This window comes from Actinoplanes sp. M2I2 (genome assembly GCF_023544445.1).
Lineage (GTDB): Bacteria > Actinomycetota > Actinomycetes > Mycobacteriales > Micromonosporaceae > Actinoplanes.
This window is the reverse complement of the sequence record NZ_JALPVJ010000013.1, coordinates 176841-201339: the sequence shown is the minus strand read 5'-3', so window position 1 is coordinate 201339 and position 24499 is coordinate 176841. Positions and strand designations below refer to the sequence as shown.

At 70.5% G+C, this 24499-nt stretch carries 12 protein-coding genes and 1 pseudogene; 3 read left to right on the top strand and 10 right to left on the bottom strand.

Going from position 1 to position 24499, the window contains the following annotated elements; all coding sequences use genetic code 11:
• Window positions 1-139: 139 nt before the first annotated feature.
• Genes HJC40_RS26975 through HJC40_RS26960 form a run of 4 tightly spaced genes read right to left on the bottom strand, consistent with a single transcriptional unit; the run spans window position 140 to window position 13801 of the window.
• Window positions 140-949: a hypothetical protein gene (locus HJC40_RS26975; RefSeq protein WP_250004949.1), complete on the bottom strand. Its 810-nt coding sequence runs from the start codon at window positions 947-949 to the stop codon at window positions 140-142.
• Entirely contained in the window at window positions 946-7083 is a 6138-nt protein-coding gene (locus HJC40_RS26970) for an RHS repeat-associated core domain-containing protein (protein ID WP_250004946.1), read from the bottom strand. Before HJC40_RS26970 ends, HJC40_RS26975 begins: the two co-directional genes overlap by 4 nt.
• Before the next feature lie 23 nt (window positions 7084-7106).
• Complete coding sequence (locus HJC40_RS26965) at window positions 7107-10706, bottom strand: LamG-like jellyroll fold domain-containing protein (protein ID WP_250004943.1); 3600 nt, start codon at window positions 10704-10706, stop codon at window positions 7107-7109.
• 50 nt (window positions 10707-10756) lie between these two features.
• Window positions 10757-13801 carry a hypothetical protein gene (locus HJC40_RS26960; protein WP_250004940.1) on the bottom strand — a complete coding sequence of 1015 codons (3045 nt, stop codon included), beginning with the start codon at window positions 13799-13801 and terminating at the stop codon, window positions 10757-10759.
• 469 nt (window positions 13802-14270) lie between these two features.
• Between HJC40_RS26960 and HJC40_RS26955 the strand changes: the two genes are divergently transcribed.
• Complete coding sequence (locus HJC40_RS26955) at window positions 14271-15023, top strand: FadR/GntR family transcriptional regulator (RefSeq protein WP_250004936.1); 753 nt, start codon at window positions 14271-14273, stop codon at window positions 15021-15023.
• On the opposite strand, the gene HJC40_RS26950 is transcribed toward HJC40_RS26955, so the two are convergent.
• The 6 genes from HJC40_RS26950 to HJC40_RS26925 form a co-directional block, all read right to left on the bottom strand.
• Window positions 14957-16039, bottom strand: coding sequence for an aldo/keto reductase (locus HJC40_RS26950; protein WP_250004934.1), 1083 nt, complete (start codon window positions 16037-16039; stop codon window positions 14957-14959). The genes HJC40_RS26955 and HJC40_RS26950 overlap by 67 nt on opposite strands.
• Window positions 16036-16872 carry an amidohydrolase gene (locus HJC40_RS26945; RefSeq protein ID WP_250004930.1) on the bottom strand — a complete coding sequence of 279 codons (837 nt, stop codon included), beginning with the start codon at window positions 16870-16872 and terminating at the stop codon, window positions 16036-16038. Before HJC40_RS26945 ends, HJC40_RS26950 begins: the two co-directional genes overlap by 4 nt.
• Window positions 16869-18023: a mandelate racemase/muconate lactonizing enzyme family protein gene (locus HJC40_RS26940; RefSeq protein ID WP_250004927.1), complete on the bottom strand. Its 1155-nt coding sequence runs from the start codon at window positions 18021-18023 to the stop codon at window positions 16869-16871. The genes HJC40_RS26945 and HJC40_RS26940 overlap by 4 nt, the downstream gene beginning before the upstream one ends.
• Before the next feature lie 28 nt (window positions 18024-18051).
• On the bottom strand, window positions 18052-18963 hold the full coding sequence (locus HJC40_RS26935; RefSeq protein WP_250004924.1) for a carbohydrate ABC transporter permease: 912 nt from the start codon (window positions 18961-18963) through the stop codon (window positions 18052-18054).
• A gap of 5 nt (window positions 18964-18968) precedes the next feature.
• Window positions 18969-19814 (bottom strand): carbohydrate ABC transporter permease, encoded by an 846-nt coding sequence (locus HJC40_RS26930; RefSeq protein WP_250004921.1) that lies wholly within the window; start codon window positions 19812-19814, stop codon window positions 18969-18971.
• A gap of 83 nt (window positions 19815-19897) precedes the next feature.
• The gene (locus HJC40_RS26925; protein ID WP_250004918.1) at window positions 19898-21274 is read right to left on the bottom strand and encodes an ABC transporter substrate-binding protein; all 1377 of its coding nucleotides are present in this window, start codon (window positions 21272-21274) and stop codon (window positions 19898-19900) included.
• A 457-nt stretch (window positions 21275-21731) separates the two neighbouring features.
• On the opposite strand from HJC40_RS26925, the gene HJC40_RS26920 reads away from it, so the two are divergent.
• Window positions 21732-24077 carry an RICIN domain-containing protein gene (locus HJC40_RS26920; RefSeq protein ID WP_250004915.1) on the top strand — a complete coding sequence of 782 codons (2346 nt, stop codon included), beginning with the start codon at window positions 21732-21734 and terminating at the stop codon, window positions 24075-24077.
• Window positions 24078-24137: 60 nt separating this feature from the next.
• A pseudogene (locus HJC40_RS26915) lies at window positions 24138-24448 on the top strand (cellulose binding domain-containing protein); the annotation flags it as partial.
• Between the last annotated feature and the right edge of the window lie 51 nt (window positions 24449-24499).

Sequence of the window (24499 nt, the reverse complement as noted above, 5' to 3'; positions counted from 1 at the left end):
GGGTTACCCGAGTTGTTGCCCCCGTCGACCAAGAACTTTGCGTCAAGGATCGATCACCGGCGGAGGGTTCCGGACGCGTTGGTCGGCCAGGAGGAGATCGCAGCGGAAAGGAGAGTCTGAACCGGCGCGGAGGCCGCTCTCAGGACAGGAGGCTGCCGAGCCCGGGGCCCGCATGAGCCCGGAGCAGCGGGTTACGGGCGGCCTCCGCGACGACCTCCCCCAGGTGCGGGCGCAGCAGCGCAGCCATGAGCGGGTCGGCCAGCATCGCCTCGACCGCGGCGGCCGACTCCTCGCTCGGCTCAGGGTCGCCCAGCTCGGCTGCCGCCTCGCCCGCCTCGGGCAGCAGGCCCCGTAGGAAGGCCTCGGAGAGGTAGCGGCCGGGCGTCATGGCGACCAGCGACATCGTCGCCCGCACCTCGGCCCGCTCGGCGATCAGCACATGCGAGCGCGTGCCGGGCACCCGCTCCCACAGCCACGACCGGACGGCCCACGCCGCGGCGTCCGGCCGCCCGTCGCCCACCCACGCCGGCGACCCGTTCGGGTCGCCGGGCGGCAGGTAGGTCGGATCGGCATGACTGACCGCCAGCTCCTCACGGGTCAGCGGGCCGGCGTACGCCCGGTAGAGGTCACCGAGCGCCGCCGACTCGCCGGTCTTGCTCAGCACCCGGATGCGCACCAGGTCGACCAGGTCGGCGTCGCGGCCGGCCAGCATGTCCTCGACCAGAGCGATGCACCGTCGCGCGAGCTCGATGTCGCCGCTCTCGGCCGCGGCCAGCAGCACCGGGCGGAAGAACGCGTTGGACATGAACCGGTAGGCGGTCAACACCCTGGTGTCACCGGATGATTCGACCTCCGACAACTCCTCGCTGAGGATGTGCTCCCGGGATTCCGGGAGCACATCCCACAAGTAGTCGCGGAACCCGAAGTAGACCGGGATTCGCTCGCTCATGCCATCGGGACGTCGCTTCCGGGGAAGGTGCACATTTCGGGGAAGTAGGCGCAGTAGACCGCCTCCGGACCGTACACGATCGCCGCCCCCACCGCGGCTCCGCCCTCGACGATGTTGGCTCCCCGGCCGACGCCGCCGACCCCGCCCCTGGGCACGTGCGGGCTTCCACCTCCGGTGCCCGGCTTCGGTTCCGCCGGCGGCTTCTGGTGGCGCGGCATCTTGAACTGGTTGGACTCGTCGAATTTCTCGCCGGTGATGTCCCGGACGCCCCACTTCGACTTGACGTTCTCCATGACGCCCTCGATCTCGGCCTTGACCACCGGCTTGGAGTCGGTGTCGGCCGTGACCGCCCCCGCCTCGTCGGTGGCGTGGATCGCGTCCCACAACTCCTTGGCCTCGGCCTTGGCCAGCTTGACCTCGTCCGGTTCGAGCGTCGCGGTTTGCTCGCCGTCGGTCAGTTTGGTCATACCCCGGCTGCCCTTGAGGGTCCGCTTCTCGTAGTCGTCGATCAGGTTGGCCAGGCCGCCCATCAAGTCGACCACGTCCTTGTGGTGGAAGGTCGCACTGGCCCCGACCCCGGATTTGAGGCCGGTCCGCTTCTCGTGCAGCAACGCCTCGCCGGCTTTGCCACGGCCGACCCAGCGGGTGTTGTTGTTCTTGGCCGAATACACGTCGTTGAGCAACCCCCGCAACCGCTTGTTCTTGACTGTCGGCGGCTGGGCGGGCCTGGCCGGCGGGACGTGGGGATGGATCATCCGGCAGTTGTCGTCGATGCAGGCCCGCTTGCCGGTCGGGTCGGTCTGGGTCATCGGCGCGTTGTTGGAGTACGCATAGCCGTGCAGCTGTTGCGGGTCCTTGGCGTCGGTGATCGGGTCGGCCGACAGGAACCGCCCGATGAGCGGGTCGTACTCGCGGGCGCCGATCGAGATCAGTCCGGTCCCGGGGTCATTGACCCCGCCTACGAACGTCCGGTCGTCCGGCCACCGCACCGCGGTGCCGCCGCGCGGAGAACCGAACGGGGTCTGCTTGCGCAGGATCAGATCACCGGTGGCGACACCGATCGCCGCCTGGCCCGTCCCGTGGTGGTCGGGCATGACGAGGAACGAGGCGGCCGCGGTCTGCGAAACGGTCAGGCCGTTGGTCAGCGGCACCTGGCGGACGCCGGTCACCGCCTTGCTCGTCCGGTTGAGCCGCAACTCCAGCACACCCAGGTAGACCGTGGTCGACACCGGGTCGACCCGGGCGATGCGGCCGCCGTCCGCGCCGTACACGTAGCTGGTGGTCGCGTCGGGCGCGCCGCCGGCGCCCTTCACCGTGGCCGAGGCCAGGTTGCCCTCGGCATCCCAGGTCAGCTCCTGCCGGGCCCCGCCGACCGCGCGCACCTTGGTGCTGCCGCGCTCGTCGTACTCGTAGGAGTCGACCGCCTGCCCCGCGGGCGTGGTGGTGGTCACCGACTTGAGCAGATGCGGCTGAGCGGCGCCGGCGTCCGCGTAGTCGTAGGCCCGCTCGACGACGCTGCCGTCGGTCCCGCGGACCGTCTCGGTCTCCCGACTGCCGGCCTTGTCGTAGGTGTACGCGTGGTCGTACGGCGCCGGGCCGCCCACGCCGGTGACCTCGGTGCCGCCCGGGCAGTCCTGGGCCGTGCCGGTCGCGGTCGTCCAGGCATGCGTCATCCGGCGCAGATAGTCGTAGCTGAGACACTGGATGTCGCGCTTGCCGCCGGCCGGCTCGTCGGCCACGGCGGTCACGTTGCCGACCGCGTCGTAGCTGAAGCGCTGATCGATGTCCACGGCGGCGACGGTCTCGCGGTCGAGCCGGGAACGCGTCAGCCGGTTGGTGCCGCGCTCGTGCTCGTACGTGGCCCAGGCCTTCTTGCCGCCCGCGTTCAGCGTGACCTGGTTGACCTCGCCCGTCTGGGCGTAGTCGACGTCGGTCACGTAGGTGGTGGCGGTGCCGGTGACCTTGGTGATCCGCTCGACGCTGTCGTAGGTGTAGGTCACCGCCTCGGCCGGCAGGCCACCGGCGGCCGGGAAGCCCGCGCCCTGCAGCGTGTCGTCCCGGTTGTAGGTCGTGGTGAAGTCGTACGTGCCCTTGAGCTCCGCGCCCAGCGAGTCCGGCACGATGTACCGGGTCAGCAACGGCCGGTACTGGTCGTCCATCTGCATGGTCGCCGTGGCGAACATCTTCCCGCCGACCAGCCGGGCCGCGTAGTACAGCTGTCCCTTGGCCTTGGTGTCGTACTCCCAGGCGGCCAGCTTCTCGCCGGTGGCGTCCAGGCCGCGGTGGGTCGCGGTCTTGCGGCCCACCGCGTCGTAGGCGAAGAAGACCGACTGGTTGCGGGCGTCCTTGATCGTGATCTGCCGGTCGAGGCTGTCGTAGCCGTAGTCGGTGCGGCCCGCGTCCGGGTCATCGGTCCGGGTCAGCCGGCCACGCTTGTCGAAGGCGTACCGCCAAGTGTTGCCGGACGAGTCGACGACGCTGTCCTTCTGCCCGGCCGGCGTGTACGTGTACCGGGTCGCGTCGTAGGCCCCGGTCGGCCCGGCACCCTGGTACTGGCGCAGCTCGACCAGCTGGCCCCGGGCGTTGAGGACCTGCGAGGTGGGCGTGCCCCCGGTCGGCGGGTCGAGGTCGACGCGGTCGCCGTGATAGGAGCTGAGCGTCCGCCACTTCTCGTTGCCGGAGACCGCGGCGACCTCGGCCACGAGGCGGTCGGCCCCGTCGTAGACGTACTTCGTCTGCCCGTCGACCGAGCCGTCGGCGGTCTTCAGCAACGTGTCGTCCGGCGCGCCGGCGGCGAAGTAGGTGGCGTTCACCTTGGCCGTCTTGCCGGTCGGCGTGTAGAACGTCTCGCCGACCAGCCGCCCGTTCTCCGGGCCGGGAGCCTGGGTCTGGCGCGAGCGCAGCCAGCCGTCGTACAGCTCGTATTCGGTGCTGTAGCTGCCGTCGTTGCGCACCCGCTGCGTGCTGACCGCGACCGGCTTGTCCTTCTCGACCCGGTAGCCGTACTTCAGGCTGGCGGTCTGGCCGCCGAGCTTGGACCGGTCGGGCTGCCACACCGCGGTGAGCCGGCCCATCGGGTCGTACGTGAAGTCGATGCGCTTGTCGTTGGGGTCGGTCTGGTACTTGGGGCTGCCCCAGGCCGGCTCGTAGACGACCGTGTCGACATGGCCGAGCGCGTTCTTGGTGGTGCTCGACGTGGTCAGGCCGGCCGTCTCGGCGTACGTGGTGGTGGTGCTGACCGCCCCGTCCGGGCCGGCCACGGTGAGCACCCGGCCGTACTTGTCGAAGGTCGAGCGGGCGGTCGGATAGAACGATCCGCCGTTGTCGAGCTTGCGCACGAGGGTGGCGTTGCCGGTGGTCGGCGCCGGGTAGGCGGTGGTGCCGGCCACGACGGCGTCCAGGGTGGCGCCGGTGACGTCGTAGTAATACTTCTCGTGCTGCATCAGATCGGCCGGCCGGGACGGTGTCCTGGCGCAGTTCACCGTGGCCGTCTCGAGCTCACGCGGCAGGTCTCGCAGCCACGTGGTGGTGTTGTCGGCGTACGTCGTGCGGGTGCACCGGTCGTCGGCCGCGGTCGAGGTGTCGGCCAGGTCGTCGACCTGGGTCTCCCGGCCGAGCGAGTCGTAGGACGTGACCGACTTGGTCTCGCGCCACTTCCCGCCGTCCAGCGCGATCAGCTCGCGGGCGGTCTGCGGGAGCAGCCGGTACGCGCGGTCGGTGCCCCAGCTGTTGACCTGGCTGCCGGTCTCCTGCAGCAGCGGCGAGGTGAGGGTCTTGGTGACCACGTCGTCGCCGTTGTAGGTGACCGTCTCGTACTCGAAGCCGGCCAGGCCGTCCTGGTCGTTGTAGGTCACCCCGGTCGAGTCGGTCCGCTTCACGTCGCGGGTGCCGCCGGCCGGCAGCTTGTCACCGTCCATGCCGCGCAGGTAGTTGTGCTCCACCTTGGTGGTCATGGTCTGGCCGTCGCCGCCGCGCACCACGACCTGCGGGTAGCCGCGCCACTCGCCCCAGGTGAGGTACTTGTCCTCGGTCAGGCCGTCCGGCGCGGGCTTGCGCCAGGCCGCGTCACCGACGTACTCGTAGGACGTCAGCTGGTCGGGTGCGCCGCCGACCCGGTCGGTCTGGACGACCGAGGTGACCACGTACTTCAGGAACCAGTCGGTGACCGGCTCCTCCTCGCCGTTGGGATGCCAGCGCACCGGGAAGCACCGCTTGGTGCTCTCCCCCGCCTTGGGCAGCGCGCCGGCCGTGCAGTCGGGCTTGGAGTACGAGACGTCGATCTGGCCACCGGTGTCGGTGTAGATCGCGGCCACCCGGAATCGGACCAGCGCGGCCGTGTTGTCGCCGGGCACGTCCACCCGGTTGGGCAGCTGCTGGCCGGACAGCTCGGTCACCGGCAGCGTCTGGGTGCCGCCGATGAGCCCGGTGTGGGCGATCTTGTTGAGCCACAGGGTGCGGCTGCCGTCACCGTTGTTGGTGAACAGGTGGTCCAGGCTCCACCGCTCGACCGGCGTCCAGTCGCTGCCGACGCGGATCTGCGGGGTGATCGTGCTCAGCCGCTTGCGGGTCCAGAAGGTGGGTGCATTCTGGTTCGCCTTGCACTTGGCGCCGGACGCGCAGTTGCGGTCCCACGGCACGTCGGGCCAGTTGAGCGCGGTGCTGTCGGTCAGCTTGCCCGGCGCGCAGTCCATCGTGCTGGTCGGTTCGCAGCGCTCGGCCTCGCCGAACACCACCCGGGCCGGGGCGGGCACCGTGAAGATGGTGTCGCTGCGCTGACCGTAGTCGACCCGCTTGAGCCAGCCGCCGCGGTGGTAGGCCGTGCCCGTGACGTCGGTCTTGTTGTTCTTGGCGTAGTGATTGGTCTCGCGGCCGTAGAAATACGTGATGACGTTGCCGTGGACGTCCTGGACGTGGTCGAGATTCCAGCGCCAGGCCTGGGTGCAGGCCGAGTCGGCGAACGCGGCCTTGTGGCACGGCTCGTCGGCGTCGTCACCGTAGACCGGCACCGACCACGTCGAGTCGGTTTCGTCGGCGCCGGCCGTCCACCCCGGCAGGCGCTGCTTGCCGAACGTGTACTGGGTGCCGTCGGTCGTGGTGATCCGCCAGTGCTCGCCGTCGTTGTCGCCGTTGGTGGCGGCGTCGAGCTTCTCGACCTTGGAGCCGTCGTCGTCGGCCGGCCGCCAGGTCTTGTCCTTGCCGATGAGCCGGGTCGACCGCCCACCGAGGACCAGGAACGCGTTGTCCGTGCCCCAGCACAGGTCGCCGTTGTACTTGTGACCGTCCTGGCTGCACGCCTTGTAACGGCGCTCGATGTAACCGGGCTCGTAGGTGAAGCCCTCGCCGACCCAGGAGCCCTGGTTGTTCGTGGTGCTGGTGCGCCCGTCGACGGTCTGCGAGGAGTAGGACAGCGCGATGCTGGGGTTGAGCTTGCCCGGCACCGGAGGCGTCCGGATGGGGTAGTTCCAGCTGAACCCGCCCGTGGACGGCGAGACGCCCCAGCTCGAGGAGGGCGCGAGCGCGGTAGCCGAGTAGTCGCCCTGAGCCGAGGCGTCCGTCGCGGTCAGCGCGAGCAGCAGTGACCGCTGTCCGGCGGGCGCGGCGGTCAGGTCGGCCGTGACCGTGTCGGCCGCGGTGTCGTTCCGGGTGGGCAGCGGGACCGGGCGGCACGCGGCCGCCTCGGGGGTGCGCAGGGCGCACTCGGGGATCAGGGACAGCTGCAGCCGCGAGCCGAAGTCGCCGCCGCGGGCGCCGGCCACCGAGGCGTACCCGATCTCGACCTCGGCCGTGCGGTCCAGCCGCACGACCGGCCCGGCCACGCCCAGACGGTCGCTGGTGGCCCGGTCGAACGTCTCGACCTGGGCCGCGCCGCCGACGGCGACCGGAAGGCCGCCGACGGTCGCCTTGCCGGTGACCAGGGTCTTGGCCGCCTTGGGCCAGGACACCTGGGCCGGGGCGGTGGCCGTCTCGGCCGGATCGGCCCGCCGGGGCCGGACCGGCATCGGGGTGCCCTTGGCCGGCTTGCGGTCGGCCTGGATGGCCGGTCGCTCATGAGCTTCGGCGGGCCGGCTCGTCACCACCAAAAAGGACGTGACAGCCACGAGGCCGGCCAGGGCCAGTCTGGACAGGGAGCGCATGCGGGGTCCTCCCGGACGGGCGGTCACAGCGAGGCCTGCTCGGTCGGCACGGCCAGCAGCTGAACAGTCGGGGCATCGGCGACGCCGCTGTAGATGCGGACGTCGTCGACGGCGCCGGCGAAGTAGTCGCCGAACACCCCGGCCAGCAGCGACCGGCCGACCTGAACGCCGCCGGCGCCGTTGAAGCCGCCGCGGTGCGTGGCCGTGCCGGTCTGGGCGACCTGGCCGTTGACGTAGAGCGTCACCGAGTCGCGGAACGCGTTGTAGACCAGGGCCAGATGCTGGCCCGACGAGTCGTTGCTGGGCAGCGCCTGATTGTCGACCACCTTGGTGACCGGGGAGGCGTCGGTGTCGCCGGTGGGCAGCAGCGCCTCCCACTGGTTCTGCGCGTTGCACCGCAGCACGAAGTCGCTGGTGCGAACACCCGCCTCGGACAGAGCGGCCATCGTGCGGGTGCACTGGGCGCCGGCCAGCCGGACCCGCACCGACACGGTGAAGCTGCCCTTGGGCAGGGCCACCGGCGACGCCGTCCGGGCGTGGTCGTCGACGCCGTCGAGGACCAGGTGGCCGGAGCCGACCAGAGGCGGTTCGGCGAACGGATCGGCCTCGTAGTCGGGCGCGTAGAGCGACGCCCCGCCGGCCAGCGACATCTCCTGCCCGGCGTCGTTGTACTGCGGGCTGAGGTTGTCCGAGGCGTCGTTGAGCGGCCAGTAGGCCAGGCGCAGCGGCCGCAGGCTGGACAGCTGCTGCACCTCGGCCGGCACCACGATCCGGTCGAACACGGCCACGTCGGCGATCGCGCCCTTCCAGTTGTCCTGGTAGCGGCCGTTCTCCAGGCGCCGGCCGAACTGCGTGACGCCGTACGCCGTGAACGCCGAGCGACGTGCGGCCTCGGTCGCGGCGCCGCCGTTGACGTAGAGCCGCAGGACCTGCTTGACCGGGTCATAGGTGGCCGCGAGGTGCGTCCACTTGCCGATGGCGGCCGCCGCCGAGCTCGACACCGTGAACTCGCCCAGCGAACGCACGTCGGTCATCGGCACCCGCAACACCCATTTCTTCGAGGTGCCGTCATAGCCGAGCGAGAACCCGGCCTGGCCGGTGCCGTCCTGGCTGACCACGGTGCGGTCGGCCGCGCCGTCGGTCAGCTTGACCCACGCCGCCACACCGAAGCCCCGCCCGGTGTCGACCAGCGCGGCCGTGCCGGTGGCCAGATAGGCGTCCGCTCCGCCCGAGAAGCCGACGGCCCGGTCGACCTGACAGGTGTCACCGGTCTCCTGACACCCCGGGCCCGGCGTGCCGAACACGGCGCCGGCGCCCGGCGTGGCCGGGTGCTCCGCGCCGCCGTCCATCGCCGACTCCGAGCCGGCCGCCTCGCCCAGGCTCCAGTCGACCGGGCGGTGGTTGCCGACCCGGAAGGTGCAGCTGGCGATCGCGCTCTTGCGCTTGGCCCGGTCGATGGCCTGGACGTTGACCGTCACCGGCCCGTCCTCCTGCGGCATCCAGTCGATGCTGACCGGACCGCCGTCGGCCGTCGGCTTGAGCGAGTTGTTCGGCGACGGGTTGGTGTCGAAGCCGTACTGGTACTCCACGACATCGGTCGCCGAGGAGTCGAAGACGAACTTGCCGTACATGCCGACCGAGCCCAGCGGCACGTCGGCCGGCTCCGGGTCCTCCGCGGTCGGCGGCTTGGACTCGACACACGCCGGCTTGGCGTCGGCGGCGTCCCACGGCAGGTAGAGCGAGGAGTCGACGTCCGGCGCGACCGGTGTGGTCGCGTCATAGATGAACTCACACCGGGTCTGGTCGCCGTAACTGCTCCAGTTGCCGTAGACGGTGCCGTCGTAGGCCCGGACCTCCCAGCCGATCGTCACGTTCTGCGGGATCCCGAGCCCGGTGGTGCTGTAGGAGAACGTGCTGCCGCTGTTCTTCTCGCCGGTGAGGTAGGTGACCTCCTTGGTCGGCGCCTCCGAGGGCCAGTACACCTTGAACTGCGCCTTGAGCTTCTCGGCGTGCGCGGACGAGTGGTCCGGGTCCTTGAGCACGGCCTTGAGCACCGGCGGGACGTCCACGTAGGGCCGGTTGGCGCCGTAGACGCAGACGCCGCCCGGGTCGTTGGTCAGCTGGCTCTGCACCGGCGTGCTGGGCGCCCGGTTGTACCGCACCTCGAGGATCGCATTGCCACAGAACCGCTTCCACGCCGTGTGATCGCTCTCGCTGTCCGCCTTGAGGGCGAACGTGGTGCTCGCCCAGTTCTTGGACGCGGCGTCGGTGACGATGCTCTTCACGTTGAACCGGACGTTCTGGTTGTCCGGCGTGCACGAGCCCTTGGTCGCGGTCGGGCTCTTGGTGTCCTGCTTCGCGCCCAGCGCGGGCTGGTTGTTCCAGTTGGTGCCGGAGCTGATACCGGTCTTGGCGTGGTAGGCCGAGACCGCCTTGGCCGAGTCGTTGTAGGTGTGCGTCATGGTGACGGCCAGCTCGGCGCTGAGGATGGACTTGCCGCTGTACGGAGTCGGCAGCGCGTAGAAGATGCGCTTGACCCCGCTGCCGTTGCAGTAGCCCGAGGAGACCGGGCACTCGCCGACGCCCTCGGTGTCGGAGAACTTCCAGTACTCCTCGGCCGCGAAGCCGCTGGCCACCATCGTCCAGCCGCTGTTGCGGGTGTCCTGCCAGATCGGGTCGATGTAGACCGGGAAGGTAGTGGCCGGGTCGGCCAGCATCTCCCGGTCCGGCGTCAGGGTGAGCGTGTCGCCGGCCAGCTCGAGGCCGAGGGTGGCCCGGTCGGCCGAGGCCGGGGGTTCCTCGCTGGCGGCGAGCGGCTTCGGGTCGACCAGCTTGCGGGCGGCCGGGGCGGTGGCCGGCTCGCCGGAGTCCCACATGACCGGCTCGCGGGCCTCCAGCACGGGCGAACCGGTGGAGGCGTCGACCGCGGTGAGGCCGCCGTCCGGGGACTCGGCGACGTTCAGGTCGTTCGTCTTCAGACCGAACTCGAGCTCGGCCAGCTCGGGGTTGGCGGCGGCCGCGGCCGACTTGACCACCAGCACGTGCGAGAAGGACGAGACGCCGACGTTGACGACCAGGTCGACGTCGGGCAGGACCTCGGCGTACGTGGCCCGATCGCCCTGGACCACCGGCTCGGGCAGGGCGCCCGGCCAGCTCAGGTCCAGGGTCCGGCCGGCCCGGTCGACGCTGACCAGCGGGCCGGCGCCGCCGCCCGAGAGGGTCAGGCCGAGCGTGGCCGCCTTCGGGGCGTACGTGCCGTCGGGGTTGGCGGCCAGGGTGGCGTCGACCGGGACCCAGCGGCCCTGCCGGACGACGCGTACCGGCTGGGCGTACTCGCGGGCGGTGAGGGTGCCGTCCGGGTTGGCGAACACCGAGCGGGTCTCCGTGCGGAAAGCCTCGATCTCCACCCGGTCGCCGAGTCGTGCGGCGTACGTGACAGCGCCCTGCTCGGTCGGCCGGATCGGGTCCTGGCCCGGCGCCTGGTGAACAGCCTTCGCCTGGTCGACGGCGGCGGCCGCCGCGGTGGGGTGGCCGGCCACCGCGTACCCGGCGAGCAGAGCGGCCAAGCCGGCCAGCAGGCCGGTGCCGCGCAACCCCCGTCCGAGGAGCAATCCTTGTGTCATCGCCGATCCGGCCTTTCCCCCGTTGTGCTTGCCGCTCTGTGTCTGTCCCATCAGGACACCGCCGTGCCGAAGGCGGCGGCGCCGTCGCCCGCGTTCCAGGTGCCACCGGCGGTCAGACCGGCCCATGGGTACGCCGTGACCGTGCCGCCTCGCGGGTCGGCGACATAGAGGTTGCGGTCCGACGAGCCGAGATACGCGCCGATCGCCTGCTGGGCATCGGTCCCGCGGGTCACCTCGGCCGGCGTCACCGCCGCGGCCGGCCCCGGGAAGGAGAAGACCGCACCCGCGTCGAGGACACCGTCCCGGTCGGCGCCGGGGGCGCCGGCCGCCGCCACCGGCGCGGTGCCGCCGGCGATCCGCACCTGCTCGCCGAAGTAGTCACCGGCGGCCGCGCCGGGCCGGCTCACCGAGGCGATCGGCGTCCACGTCGTGGCCGTCACCACCCACCGGTACACCTTTCCGGCGTCCGCGGTGGCGCCGACGTCCTTGCCCGGCGCACCCGCCAGCAGCAGGGACGCGCCGGTCCCGCCGGCCGGATAGGCCGTCATGGCCAGCGACTTGCCGACGGTGTCGTTGGCCACGACCGGGTCGCCCGTCTCGGCCGGGTCGTCCGCCAGCACCTGCAGCAGCTTGAGCTGGGTGCCGCTGATCTCGTGAGTGAACACGACCGCGGTGCCGGCGAACACGCTGGCGCCGATCGCCTCGCCCGGCGAGCCGACGGCCAGGTGGTACGGCGTGGCGGCCAGCGAGTAGCCGAGCTGGTCGTCGTTCTCGGCGCTGCCCGGCACGCCGGCACCGCCCCACATGGTCGCGTTGGTCGTGCCGCGCTTGTAGTGCACGATGCCCGCATCGGCGCCGGCGCCGATGTCCTCGCCGGGGGCGCCCACGGCCAGGAAGGGCTCACCGGCCGCGGTGGCGCCGGCCGCCAGCGACCAGCCGAACCGGTCACCGCCCTCGACGTCGTCAGCCCAGCCGGCCGCGTTCTGATCGACCCACAGGGCCGCCGGACCCTTGGACAGCCCGGCCGGCGAGCCGAGGAGCACCATCACGGCGCCGGACTCGAGAGCCGTGCCGACCGCCTCGCCGGGCGCGCCGACGGCCAGATCGGAGCAACCGTCGCGGTTGGCGTCATAGCTCGCCAGCGAGTAGCCGAACCGGTCGTCGGCCTCGGCCCCGCCGCCGACCCCGTCCACGCCCTGCTGGACGAGCTGGGTCACACCGGTTCCGCCGTACGAGACGGTGACCGAGCCGGCCCGAGCCTGAGCGCCGATCGTGGCGTCCGGGTCGCCGACGGCCACGTCGGCGACACCGTCACCGTTGTAATCGTTGGAGATTCCGGCCGAGCCGGGGCAGCCGTTGGCCGGCGGCGCGGTCACCCAGGTGGTCATCTCACAGAAGGACGACCAGGTGGAGCTGCCGGACACGCCGTCGCCGGCCTGGACCCGCCACTTGTAGCGGCCGCCGTCTCCGAACGCTCCGGCGGGCACGGTCACCGTCGTCGCCGTGCCGGTGGCGACCCCGGTCAGGGTCTGCCCGCCGATCTTGGTGTTGGTGTCGACCGACCACCACTCGTACGCCACCGACAGGGCGTTGTCGGCGTCGGCCACGGTGGCCTTGAGCTGCGGCGTGAGCGTGTTGATGAGGGGCCGGGCCGCGCCCGAGGCGCAGGCGGTGGCGGGCACCGTCGAGCGCGCGGTGACGGTCGGGTAGGCGTTGTAGGTCACCGACGCGGTCGGCACCTCGTCGGCCGCCTCGCCGTCCTTGCTGCGGAACTGCTTGAACGCGTCCAGGTCGGTCTCGTCGGTGGCCTTCACCGCCATGTAGGCCCGGGTCGTGGCCGCCGTCGCGAAGTGCTGGAAGAACGCCCGGCCGTCGATGCTGACGAACTGGTCGGAGCAGGGGCTCGGCCCGCCCTGCGTCTGGCTCGACGAGGCGGACGGGACGGTGCCGACCACGGCCGGCTGGTTGCTCCACACGGTGGTCGGCGTGGCGCTGGCACTGGGCCAGATCGACCACGACTTGGCCGTGCACACGTTGGACCAGAAGTTGAAGAACTTGACCGTGCTCGCGGTGATCTGCTTGCCGGCCAGGACACTGGAGTTCCACGTCAGGAAGGACCGGGTGATCTTGCCGCTGAGCAGGCCGACCTGCAGGTCGTTGGTGGTGTCGTTGGCCGTGCCGACCCCTTCCTTGACATAGATGTCGAAGGTGTCGGCGATCGTGGTGACGGTCGGGTCGAGCACCACCGGGTAGGTCGTCCGCGCGTCGCGCATCCAGGCCAGGTCCGGGGTGAGGGTGAACGTCGCCCCGCCGGAGCTCCGGGCGACCGCGGTCTTGAGCACGGCCGTGCGGGTCGGGGTGCCGGTGGCGTCCCGGGCGGCGTCCCACATGAGGGGCTGAGCCACGGTCGCGGTCACCTTGCCGGCGGCCGACGAGAACGTGGTCGCCCCGCTGCCGTCGCGATGGAACCGGGTCGCGCCCGGACCGGTCAGCGGCAGCTTGACGTCTCGCAGACGCCCGGCCGCGGCCCGGCTCTTCACGACCAGCGACTGGGCGAACCCGTCCCGGGTGGCCCGGACCTTCAGATCGACACCGGGCAGGACCTCGGCGTACGTCGCCTCGGCGCCCTTCACCGTCGGAGCCGGCAGACGGCCGGTCCAGCGCATCGCGATCCGTTCGCTGCCGGTGCCGACCACCGCGAGGTCGTTCGTCCCGGCCCGGCGGGCGCCGGAGAGCACGAGTCCCTTCGGGTGCGCGACGGGCTCCACCCGGCCCTGGACGGCGCGCAAGGTCAGGTCGACCGGCACCCAGTCGCCGTCGCGGCGGACGCGGACGGCGCCGACGCTCAGGTCGGCCCGGAAGTCACCCTCCGGGCGGGCCCACACCTCGGTGGTCTCGTCGGTGAGCGAGTCGACCCGTACGGGACGGCCCAGCTCCTTGGCCTGACGGAGCGCGCGGGACTCCGCGCTGACCCCGTCGCCCAACGCCTCGGTGCTGATGCCTCCATCGGATCGGGTCAGGACGGTGATGCCGCCCGTGACCGCGAGAGCGGTCACCACCCCGCCGACCAGTACGGCCCGGCGACGCCCCGACAACCATCGATGAATAGCACCCGTCGCAGTCCAGCGACCAGTAGCCACTCGGCCCTCCCCCGTGAAACGCCTGTGGATCAAGGGTTGCGAAGGTATTGACGGGCCGCGTCTCGTGTCAACAGAAGATGAACCCGCTGCACATCACCCACGGTAACCGCTCATCGAGCGCCGATGGCATTCATGGACGTAAAATTGATAACGATGAAATAACAGCGGCAGGCCAGGTCATCAGGCAAGCCGCCGCTGCCGAGACCGACGCCGTTGACGCTCCGCAGCCGACCGACCGCACGCCTCAACCTTTCGGCCAGCCAAGATCACCGTCACGGATCATCGATGTCTGCCCTGGATCTCCCAGCAGGGCGAGGTCCGGCCCCCACTCCGGGCCGGCCCGCTGCCTGACGGTCGGCCCCGAGCCGGCGCTCCCGGGCGGATCATCCGGTCGGCCGGGTCCGGCCGTGGGTAAGGTACTGCCATGACCGCCGCACCGGACAAATTCGCCTTTCCCCCACGCCGGCGGGCCGAGCGGTTGAGCGTGGCGGTCGTCAGCGAACTGGTCGAGCTCATCGTCACCGGCCAGCTGACCGAGAACGAGCTGTTGCCCCCGGAAGGCCCGCTCAGCGAGCATTTCGGGGTGAGCCGGACGGTCATCCGGGAGTCGGTCAAGCGGCTCGAGGAGAAGGGTCTGGTGATCGTCACCCAGGGCCGCGGCACCCAGGTCGCCCGGTCCGGCTCGTGGAACATGCTGGACCCGCTGGTGCTCTCGGCCCTCATCGACAACGACGAGTCGCTCGGCATCCTCGACGAGCTGACCATCGTGCGGGGAAGTCTCGAGTCCGCGATGGCGGGCGCCATGGCCGCCCGGCGCACCCCGGAGGAACTGACCCGTATCGAGCACGCGCTGCAGGTGATGCGGGAGACCCAGCACGAAAGCGATTCCTTCCGGCAGGCGGACGTGGTCTTCCACCTGACCGTGATGGAGCTGTCCCGCAACCATCTCGCCGAGAACATCGCCAAACGCCTGTACCTGCACGCGCTGGAGAGCAACCGATTCCACGGCATGGGCTACGAGAACGCGTTCCAGTCGACTCTCGACGAGCATGCCGCCGTCGCCGACGCGATCGCCCGCCAGGACGTCGCCGCGGCGGAGCAGTCGATGCGTCACCACATCGTCTCTTCGTGGCAGCGGCGCCGCTTCGAACCCCCTCGCAAGGATCCGGACGACTGAGGTCCGCCCTCGCCGGGCTGCTGTTCGACCGGGACTGTCCCGGCCTCGATCAGACCTTCCGTGACCAGGTCGCGCCAGACGCCGTCCGGGATGTCGGTGTCGAATCGGCGCCGGTTCTCCTCCACCTCGTCCGGTGAGCGCATGCCGACGGCGACCGCGACGACCGCGGGGTGCAGCAGAGGAAAGGCCAGCGCGACCGCGGGCAGGTCCACGCCGTGGCGGTCACAGACGGAGGCGATGCGGTGGGCCCGCTCCACCATCTCGGCGCTCGCGGGACCGTACTCGTAGGTGGCGCCGGGCCGGGGACGCGCGGTGGCGAGCAGGCCGGTGGCGAAGACGCCGGCCGCGACCACGGCGACCCCGGCCCGCCGGGCGGGGGTGAGGACCGGTTCGAGGCCGGTGTGGTCGAGCAGCGAGTAGCGGTTGGCCAGCATGACGACGTCGACGAGACCGTCCCGGATGATCTCGGCGAGCCCGTCCGTGGCGTTCGTGCCGATGCCCACGGCCTTGACGACACCGGCCTCCTTCAGCCGGGCCAGGGAGGCCAGACCCTCCCGGGCCGCGCCCGCCCACGCCTGGTCGGGATCGTGCACGTACGCGATGTCGACCGCGGCCAGACCCAGCCGCGACAGACTCGCCTCGAGGGAACGTTCGACTCCCGACGGCGAGAAGTCCCACTGCCGTCTCAGGTCGCCGGGAACGGCGAACCCTTCGGTGTCCCACGCGGCGGGATTCGCCTCCGGCACGAGCAGGCGACCGACCTTGGTCGACACGACGAACTCCTCGGGCGGGTGGCGGCGCAGTTCGGCTCCGAGGCGGCGCTCGGAGAGCCCGAGACCGTAGTGCGGGGCGGTGTCGAACCAGCGAAGACCGCATTGCCAGGCGCGCTCGGTCGTCCGCGCGGCTTGGTCGTCGTCGACCGCCCGGCCGAGGTTGCCCAGCGCTGATCCGCCGAGGGCGAGGACGCCGCGCCCGGATCGGCCCCGAGCCGGCAACCGGCGAAGGCCCTCTGTCATGGCGCGACCCGGTAGAACGCCGACCCGGTGCCGGACAGGATCGCTTCCCGCTCCGGCCCGCTCAACTCGGCGAGGAGCTCGTCCACGACGGCCCGCCAGGTCGCCGCCCCGACGCCGAGCTCGGCCACCGGCCAATCGGATCCGTACATGAGCTGGTCGGGCCCGAAAGCCTCGAGCGCCACCCGGACGGCGTGCCGCAGGCGGCTCGTCCTGGTCCGTTCCGGGCCGGCCAGGGTGGCCAGTCCGGAGATCTTCGCCCACACGGTGGGCAGCCGGGCCAGTTCCCGCAGCGCGGTCTCCCACCCGGCGACGTCGTCGGCCTCGGCCACGCCGCCGAGGTGGTCGACGACGAAGCGCACGTCCGGGCGCGCCTTCACGACTCGCGCGGTCAGCGGCAGCTGCCGCCATCGCAGCACCAGATCGAAGCCGAGGTCGTGCTCGGCCAGCCGGCCGAGGCCGGCGCCCACGGCCGGCCGGGTGAGCCACTCCGGGTCCGGGTCGAGGTGGACCAGATGACGGACGCCCACCAGCCGTCGCCGGTCGGCCGGGTCCAGCCGGTCGAGCTGGGGTCCCGGGTCGGTCGTGAGGTCGAGCCAGCCCACCACCCCGGCGATGCGCGGGCTCCGGTGGGCCAGCAGGCGCCGGGTCTCGGCCGCGCTGTTGCTCGATTGGACGACCACGGCGGCTGCCATGCCCGTCGCGTCCAGCATCGGCGCGAGGTCGGCGGGCGCGAAGTCGCGGTCGATCGCCGTCATCGCCGCCGGGTCGATCCAGGGCTGCGGGTCGGTGGACCGGTCCCACAGGTGCACATGGGTGTCCAGGGACCGGCTCACACCGGGAACCGGACCTCGTCGGGGACCAGCCGCAGGCCGGCCCGGACGGGGCGCACGTGCGGGCCGGCGACGGCCGCTCCCGTGTCGGTGGCCCGCAGCCGGTCGATGTGGTCCTCGTCGACCCGGATGCCGAGGCCGGGCTCGTCGCCCAGGACGATCCCGCCGTCCGCGTACTCCTGGTCGACCTGAAGCCCGATCGGCGCGGTGAGCCCCTGGACCTCGAAGGCCAGATGGTTGGGCACCGCCGCGGCCGCGTGCGCCACCGGGTTGGTGTGGTAGGCCACCGGGCTGACCGGCAGATCGCGGGCGTGCGCCACCGCCGCCACCCGCAGGAAGTGCGTTATCCCCCAGACGTTGCCCACCTGCACGACGTCGACCGCGTCGGCGTCCAGCAGCGGCCGGTACTGTTCCAGGCCGGTGAGGTTCTCGCCGGTCGCGACGGCGGCGCGGATGCCGCGCCGCACCGAGGCGAGCCCGGCCGCGTCCCAGCGGCGCACCGGCTCCTCGACCCAGGTGAGGTCGACCCGGCGTTCTAGGGCCGTGATGAACCGGACGGCCTGCGACCGGTTCCACGACTCGTTCGCGTCGAACATCAGGGCGGGACGGGCCGAATCGCGGCCGAGGACGTCCCGTACCGCTTCCAGCCGGCGCAGGTCGTGCTCGACGTCGTGCCCGCCCTTGAGCTTGGCCGAACTGAAGCCGCGGTCCGCGAATTCCTCGTAGAGCCGTACGAGGGCGTCGTCGTCGAGGGCGATGTCGAGCCCGGACGCGTAACCGGGGACGAACCGGTCGAGCGCGCCCAGCGTGCGCCACAGCGGCTCGCCGGCCGCCTTGGCCTTGAGGTCCCACAGGGCCATGTCGATCGCGCCGACGGCGCCGAAGGTCGCCCCCGAATGCCCGGACTTGAAGACGTGGTCGAGCATCCGGTCGTAGAGGGCCGAGACGCCGCGCGGGTCCTCGCCCTCGACGGCGCCGAACACCCGGTCGATCTCGCTGTGGGCCCCGACGCCGACCCCTTCGAGGCCGTTGTCGGTCTCCAGGATCAGCACGTGGACGTCGGTGAGCGGGGACGTCATCACCCCGTTGGCGTCGCCGATCAGCCGGCCCCAGTCGTGCTTCGTGGTCAGGCTGCGGTATCCGGTGACCTTCACCCGTTCTCCTTCTGTACGCGTTCCCGGCTCACTCCTTGGTTCCGCCCGCCGTCATGCCGGCGACCAGGAACCGTTGGGAGAAGAGGAAGACGATCAACACCGGCAGCACCGAGATGACGGTCGCCAGCGCGAGCGTCGGGAGCTGGATGGACTGCGTGCCGGCGGAACTCGGGTTGAACGCCGGGGTCGAGGCCAGCAGGGAGGTCAGTCCGACCTGGATCGGATAGCCGTCGCTGGACGGCAGCATGACGAACGGCAGGAAGAAGTTGTTCCAGCTCTGGACGAAGCTGAAGAAGGCGACCAGGGCCACGATCGGCGCGGCCAGCGGCAGCGCGATCCTGGTGAACACCTGGAACTCCCGGCACCCGTCCACCCGGGCCGCCGCGAGCAGGTCGCGAGGAATGCTGGTCGAGAAGTAGATGTAGGTGAGGTAGACCCCGAACGGGAAGAACGACATCGGCAGGATCACCGACAGCGGGCTGCCGATCAGCCCGACCGTGTTCAGCTCGAGAAAGATCGGCAGCACCAGGGCGGTGTTCGGGATGAGCATGACCACCAGGGTGAGGATCAGCAGCAGGCGCCGGAACCGGAACCGGGTCAGGGCCATGGCGTAGCCCGCCGGGATGCTGGCGATCAGGGTGATGACGAGGGCGCCCACCGCGTACAGCGCCGAGTTGCCGACCCAGGTGGTGACTTCCCCCTCGCCGAAGCCGAACAACGCCTCCGAGTTGGCGGTCAGCCCGCCCAGGCTGCCCGGCGCGAACGGATTGTCGACGAGGAGACCGCGCGCCGATTTCGTCGAGGCCAGCAGCAGCCAGACGATCGGGATCGCGAAGAACAGCACGAAGACCAGGACGACCACCGCCATGATGGTGCGACCGCTCCACCCGCTGACGCTTGCCCGCCGGGTGCCCGGGCGAGGGACCTGCCGTGTCGTCATGAGGCTCAGTCCGTCTCGAACAGGCCACCGCGCATCACGAAGAATGCCGACAGCACGAGGGCGATGACGAGCAGCAGCAGGGAGATGGCCGCCGCTCCGTTGAAGTCGTTCTGCTGGAACGCGTACTGGTAGGCCAGCTGGTTGAGCGAGTAGTCGTTGGGCACGACCGCGTTGCTGGCCTGGGACAGCAACTGCGGCTCGACGAACAGCTGAGTTCCGGCGGCCAGGGACATGATGCCCATGTACGAGATCCACTTGCGCAGCAGCGGCAACTGGATGCGCCAGGCGATCTGTGCCGGGCCGGCGCCGTCGATCCGGGCGGCCTCGATCACCTCCAGGCTGATGTTGTTCAGCGCTCCGTACATGATGACGATCCAGCCGCCCGCGCCGGTCCAGAACGCGATGATGGCGAAGATCGGCGGAAGGTTCCCGGGCACGATCACCTGGACGAAGCTGTCCAGGCCGAGGAACCGGAGCAGGCCGCCGACCGGGCTCGCCGTCGGGTCGAGCACGAACAGCCAGAGCAGGACGCTCGACGCCCCGGCCAGCGCGCCGGGCAGATAGAAGACCAGCCGCAGGGTGCTGCTGAGCCAGCGCCACCGGATCGTGTGCACGACCAGCGCCAGCAGCGTGACCAGGACAACCAGCGAGACCAGCCAGATCACCAGGTAGAACGCGACGTGCCCGACGGCCGGCAGGAACCGGAAGTCGCCGATGACCTTGGTGAAGTTGTCCAGCCCGGCGAAGCCGCCCTCGCCGGTGGTGAAGGCGAGGTAGACCGCGTACAGCGTGGGCAGGATCCCGAAGGCGACAGTCAGGGCGGCATAGAGGGCGACGAAGCCGTAGCTCATCGCGCTTCGCCCGCCGCCGGGACGCGCACCGCTCGGCCGGGGGCGCGGGACGGCCGCCGGCCGGGCGGTCTGCTCTACCGCAGTCACTTGACCGTGTAGCCGTCGACCTGAGCCTGGTTCTTGATCGCGGTCTGCCATTGCGGGAGCAGATCGACCAGGTTCTTGCCGCCGGCGATGCCCGGGGTCATCGTCTTGGCCCAGATGGCTTCCTGGCTGAAGATGCCGGAGCCCCAGCCGTCCCAGATCTCTGTGCCGGCCTTGACGATCGGCTGCAGATCGGTGGCGTAGTACCCGCTCGATTCCTGCTTCTTGATCCATTTGGTAGCCGCAGGCGCGTACGCGGGATAGCCCGGCGCCAGGTCGACCTGGTAGTCGTCGGCCGTCGTGACGAATTGCGCGAACGCCGCGGCCGCCTTGAGGTTCTTGGAGTGGCTGCTGATGAACCAGGTGCCGCCTCCGACGTTGCCGGTCACGGCCGGCTCGCCCTGCCACGCGGGCGGCGCGGCCACGCCCAGCTCGCCCTTGGGGACGTTCAACGACTGGGGGTTGTTGAAGATGGCGCCCGCATACCAGGCCGGCCCGGGCATGGCGAGCACCTTGCCCGAGTACTTCTTCACGAACTCGGGCGTGAAGACGCTGACGGCGGGGGTCGTGCCGTTCTTGATCAGTGTGTCCAGCATGGACGCCGCCCGTCGGCACTCCGGGGTGCCGGTGTTGACGGTGACCGACTTCGGGCCGGTGATGGAGTTGGCCTGGCACTTGCTGGCCCAGAAGAAGACCTCCGGGGTCCAGGCGTCCCCGACCGTGCCCACGATGTGCCCGGGGTGCTCGCGAGCCACCTTCTCCCCCAGCGCCTGGTAGTCCTGCCAGGTGGTGGGCACGGTGTAGCCGAACTTGGCGAGCAGGCTCTTGTTGTACCAGAGCACCGCCTGGGCGAGGTCGTTGCGCAGGCAGTAGACCTTGCCGTCGACGGTGCACGGGTTCAGCGAGCCGGGGGTGAAACCGTCCAGCGTGGCCTGGGGAACGAGCCCGTCGCCGAGGACGGCCGCGAACGCCTGCTTGCCGTTGCTCTTCTGGCTCGCCCAGGCCGCGTCGTTGTTCTGGGTGGAGAAGACGACGTCGGGCCAGCCGTTGCCGGCCCGGTCGAACAGCTGCATCTTGGTGCGGAACGAGTTGGATCCGTTGGCCGAGCCGTCGTAGGTGACCACCTTGATCGGAACGCCGGGGTTGGCCTTCTTGAACGCGTCGGCCGCGCCGGTGCGGTCGGCGTCCACCCAGACCGTGATCTCGGCCTTGTCGTCCTGGGTGGCCTGCTCGAAGCCGTAGGTGCCGGCTGAGGCATCGTCGTCACCACCGCCGCTGCCGCAACCGGTCAGGGCGAGAGCGATGGCCAGGGCAGCGGCCCCCCCGATCGACGTGGGTCCTCGGCGGGTGCGTCCGGATCGCGTGTTTCCAACCATATCGGTGTCCTTTGTCAGTCCGACCCCATTGACGCGCTGTTCATCGCGACGAAATATAAGGGCATACGTATGATGTTTGCAACAGCCGTGATACACCGAGGCACTCCGGCTCGACACCTCGGACCTCCCGGGTTCGCGGCTGCCTGGGCTCGTTGATGTTAACCTTCACAACTGCATCGCCCGAGGCCTGTCCGAACGGCCGGACTTTGCACCACCAGCAAAGTGGCACGTCGCCGGTTCACCGGAAACTGTTACGCGTCAGGTGGCTCGGAAGCCCCGCAGATCGCGCCCGGCGATCCAGCCCCGGCCTTCCACTGACATCGATGAACGTCATTGACGCTGCCAATAGTTAACGCTAACTTCACGGCAACGAAACCACCGCGAGTGCGTTGGAAAAGGAGCCCCGGTGTCCGTACCGTCATCCCCCTCAGCGCCCGGACCCAGACTCATCGCGACCGTGTCGGCGGCTCTGACCACCCTCGCCACGGCCGCCGCCGTTGCTGTCGCCGGCCCCGCTCACGCCGCCGCAGCCGTGCTCTACGCCGCCCCGGGCGGAACCGGCACGAGCTGCACCGCCGCCCAACCCTGTTCGCTGACCGCCGCCCAGACCGCAGTGCGTTCCCTGAACGGCTCGATGTCCGGCGACGTCGTCGTCCAACTGGCCGACGGTGTCTACCGCCAGTCGTCGCCGCTGCGGATGACCGCCGCCGACTCCGGCTCCAACGGCTACCGCGTGGTGTGGCAGGCAGCCCCCTCGGCGCGTCCGGTGATCAGCGGCGCCCGGCCGGTCACCGGGTGGTCGCAGGTCGACGCCGGCCGCAACATCTGGCGAGCCTCTGTGGGCGCCGGCCTCGACAGCCGGCAGCTCTACGTCGACGGCGCCGTCGCGACCAGAGCCCGCACCCAGGTCAACCGGGCCGACTTCACCGCGGACAGCACCGGTCTGAGGTTCACCAACGGCGCCCTGGGCTACCTGAACAATCTGGCCGGCCAGAGCCGCATCCAGATGGAGAGCATCAATTCCTTCACCGACCGGTACGTCTCGGTGCAGCGCATCAGTGGCAACCAGATCACGATGCAGCAGCCCGGGTGGAGCAACAACAATTTCGGGTACGACACGTTCACCCAGCCACACCGGGCCGGGCCGCTGTATCTGAGCAACGCGTACGAGTTCCTGGACAGTCCGGGCGAGTGGTACCTCGATCCCGGAACCGGTGCGCTGTCGTACATCCCGCTCGCCGGGCAGAACATGGCCACCGTCAGCGTGGAACTGCCGGCGCTGCAGTCGCTGGTCCAGGTCGGCGGCACCTACGACGCGCCCGCGCACCACCTCACGTTCAGCGGGATCACCTTCACCGGCACCAGCTGGCTCGCTCCCAGCGGCAGCCAGGGCTACGCCGATCAGCAGACCGGCGCCTACATCTCCGGCAACTGGAGCTGGCCGAGCTTCAGCTCCTGCCACAACGGCTGCCCCCAGTTCGAGGCCACCCGGCCGAACTGGCTCCAGTCCCCCGCCGCCGTGCAGGTCTCGGCGGCCAACAACGTCACCTTCACCGACTCGCAGTTCGTGAACCTCGGGCAGACCGCGATCGGCATCGGCAACGACGTCAGCGCGCACGGCAGCGGGGTCGGGCTGGGCGCGAGCGCCATCACGGTCACCCGCTCGGAGATCGCCCGGAACGTCGCGGGCGGCATCGTGGTCGGCGGTGTCCGCGCCGACGCGCACCATCCGAGCGACGCCCGCATGGTGAACCGGAACATCACGATCAGCAACAACCGCCTGCACGATCTCGGGACGGACCACCGCGGCATCGTGTCGGTGCTCGCCACCTACGTCACCAACGCCGTCATCTCGCACAACGAGGCCTACAACCTGCCGTACACCGGCATGTCCATCGGGTACGGCTGGGGCTCGAACGACGCCGGCGGCAGCAACCACTACGCCGACCGGGGGCTGTACAACTATCAGCCGCGCTACAGCACGGCGACCACCGCGTCCGGCAACCAGCTCGTCGGCAACTACGTGCACGACGTGATGCAGCAGATGAACGACGGCGGATGCATCTACACGCTGTCGGCCAACCCGGGCGCACTGATCAGCGACAACTACTGCCTGCGGACCAACGGCTATTTCGGGATCTACTTCGACGAGGGCTCGCGTTACTACACCGCCCGCGCCAACGTCTTCTCCTCCACCGGCACGTGGGCCACCGCCAACTACTGGTTCGCCGAGAACATGGGCAACTTCACCGTGACGAACAACTGGTCGACCAACAACAGCACGAACGTCACCAACGGCGACCGGGGCAACGTCGTGTCCGGCAACGTGACGGTGTCGAACGGCAACTGGCCCTCGGGCGCGCAGGCCGTGATGTCGGCCGCCGGACCCCGGTCCGGGGGAGCCGAGCAGACGGCGCAGCTGGTCGGCACCCAGTCCAGCCGCTGTGTCGAGGCCACCGCCGCCACCAACGGCGTCCAGGCACAACTCGCCGACTGCGGGACAGCGACCGGCCAGCGCTGGACGTACACCTCGGGCAAACAGCTGAGGGTGTACGGCAACAAGTGCCTCGACGCGTCCGGCCAGGGCACCGCCAACGGCACCGCGGTCATCGTCTGGGACTGCGGCGGACAGACCAACCAGCAGTGGAACGTCAACGCCAACGGCACCATCTCCGGTGTCCAGTCCGGGCTGTGCCTCGACGCCCCCGGCAACGCGACCGCGGCCGGCACCAAGCTCAACCTGTGGGCCTGCAACGGCGGCGCCAACCAGCAGTGGACCTCCCGCAGCGGACTCCGGTCATGACCGGCAGCGTGAAGGTGTCCCGGCTCTCCCGTGGCCGTTCGACAACCTGACCGTCACCCCTGCCGGGTCGAGGCCACGGTCAACGCCTGGAACACCGGCCTGACCGAGGACCTCGTCATCACCAACACCGGTACGAGCGCGGTCAACGGCTGGTCGCTGGCCTTCACCCTGCCCCGTGGGCAGTCGGTCACCTCCGGCTGGAACGCCACCTACTCCCCCACGTCCGGCGGGTGTCAGCCAGAAACGTCGCCTACAACGCCACCATCGCCCCGAATGCGTCGGTCGGCGTCGGCTTCCAGGCCACCCACACCGGCAACACGGCCGTCCCCACCGCGTTCACGCTCAACGGCGTGGTGTGCACCGTCGGCTGAAGGCACGGCGCGGTGGATGGTCCTTTGGACCGTCCACCGTGCGACGACGTA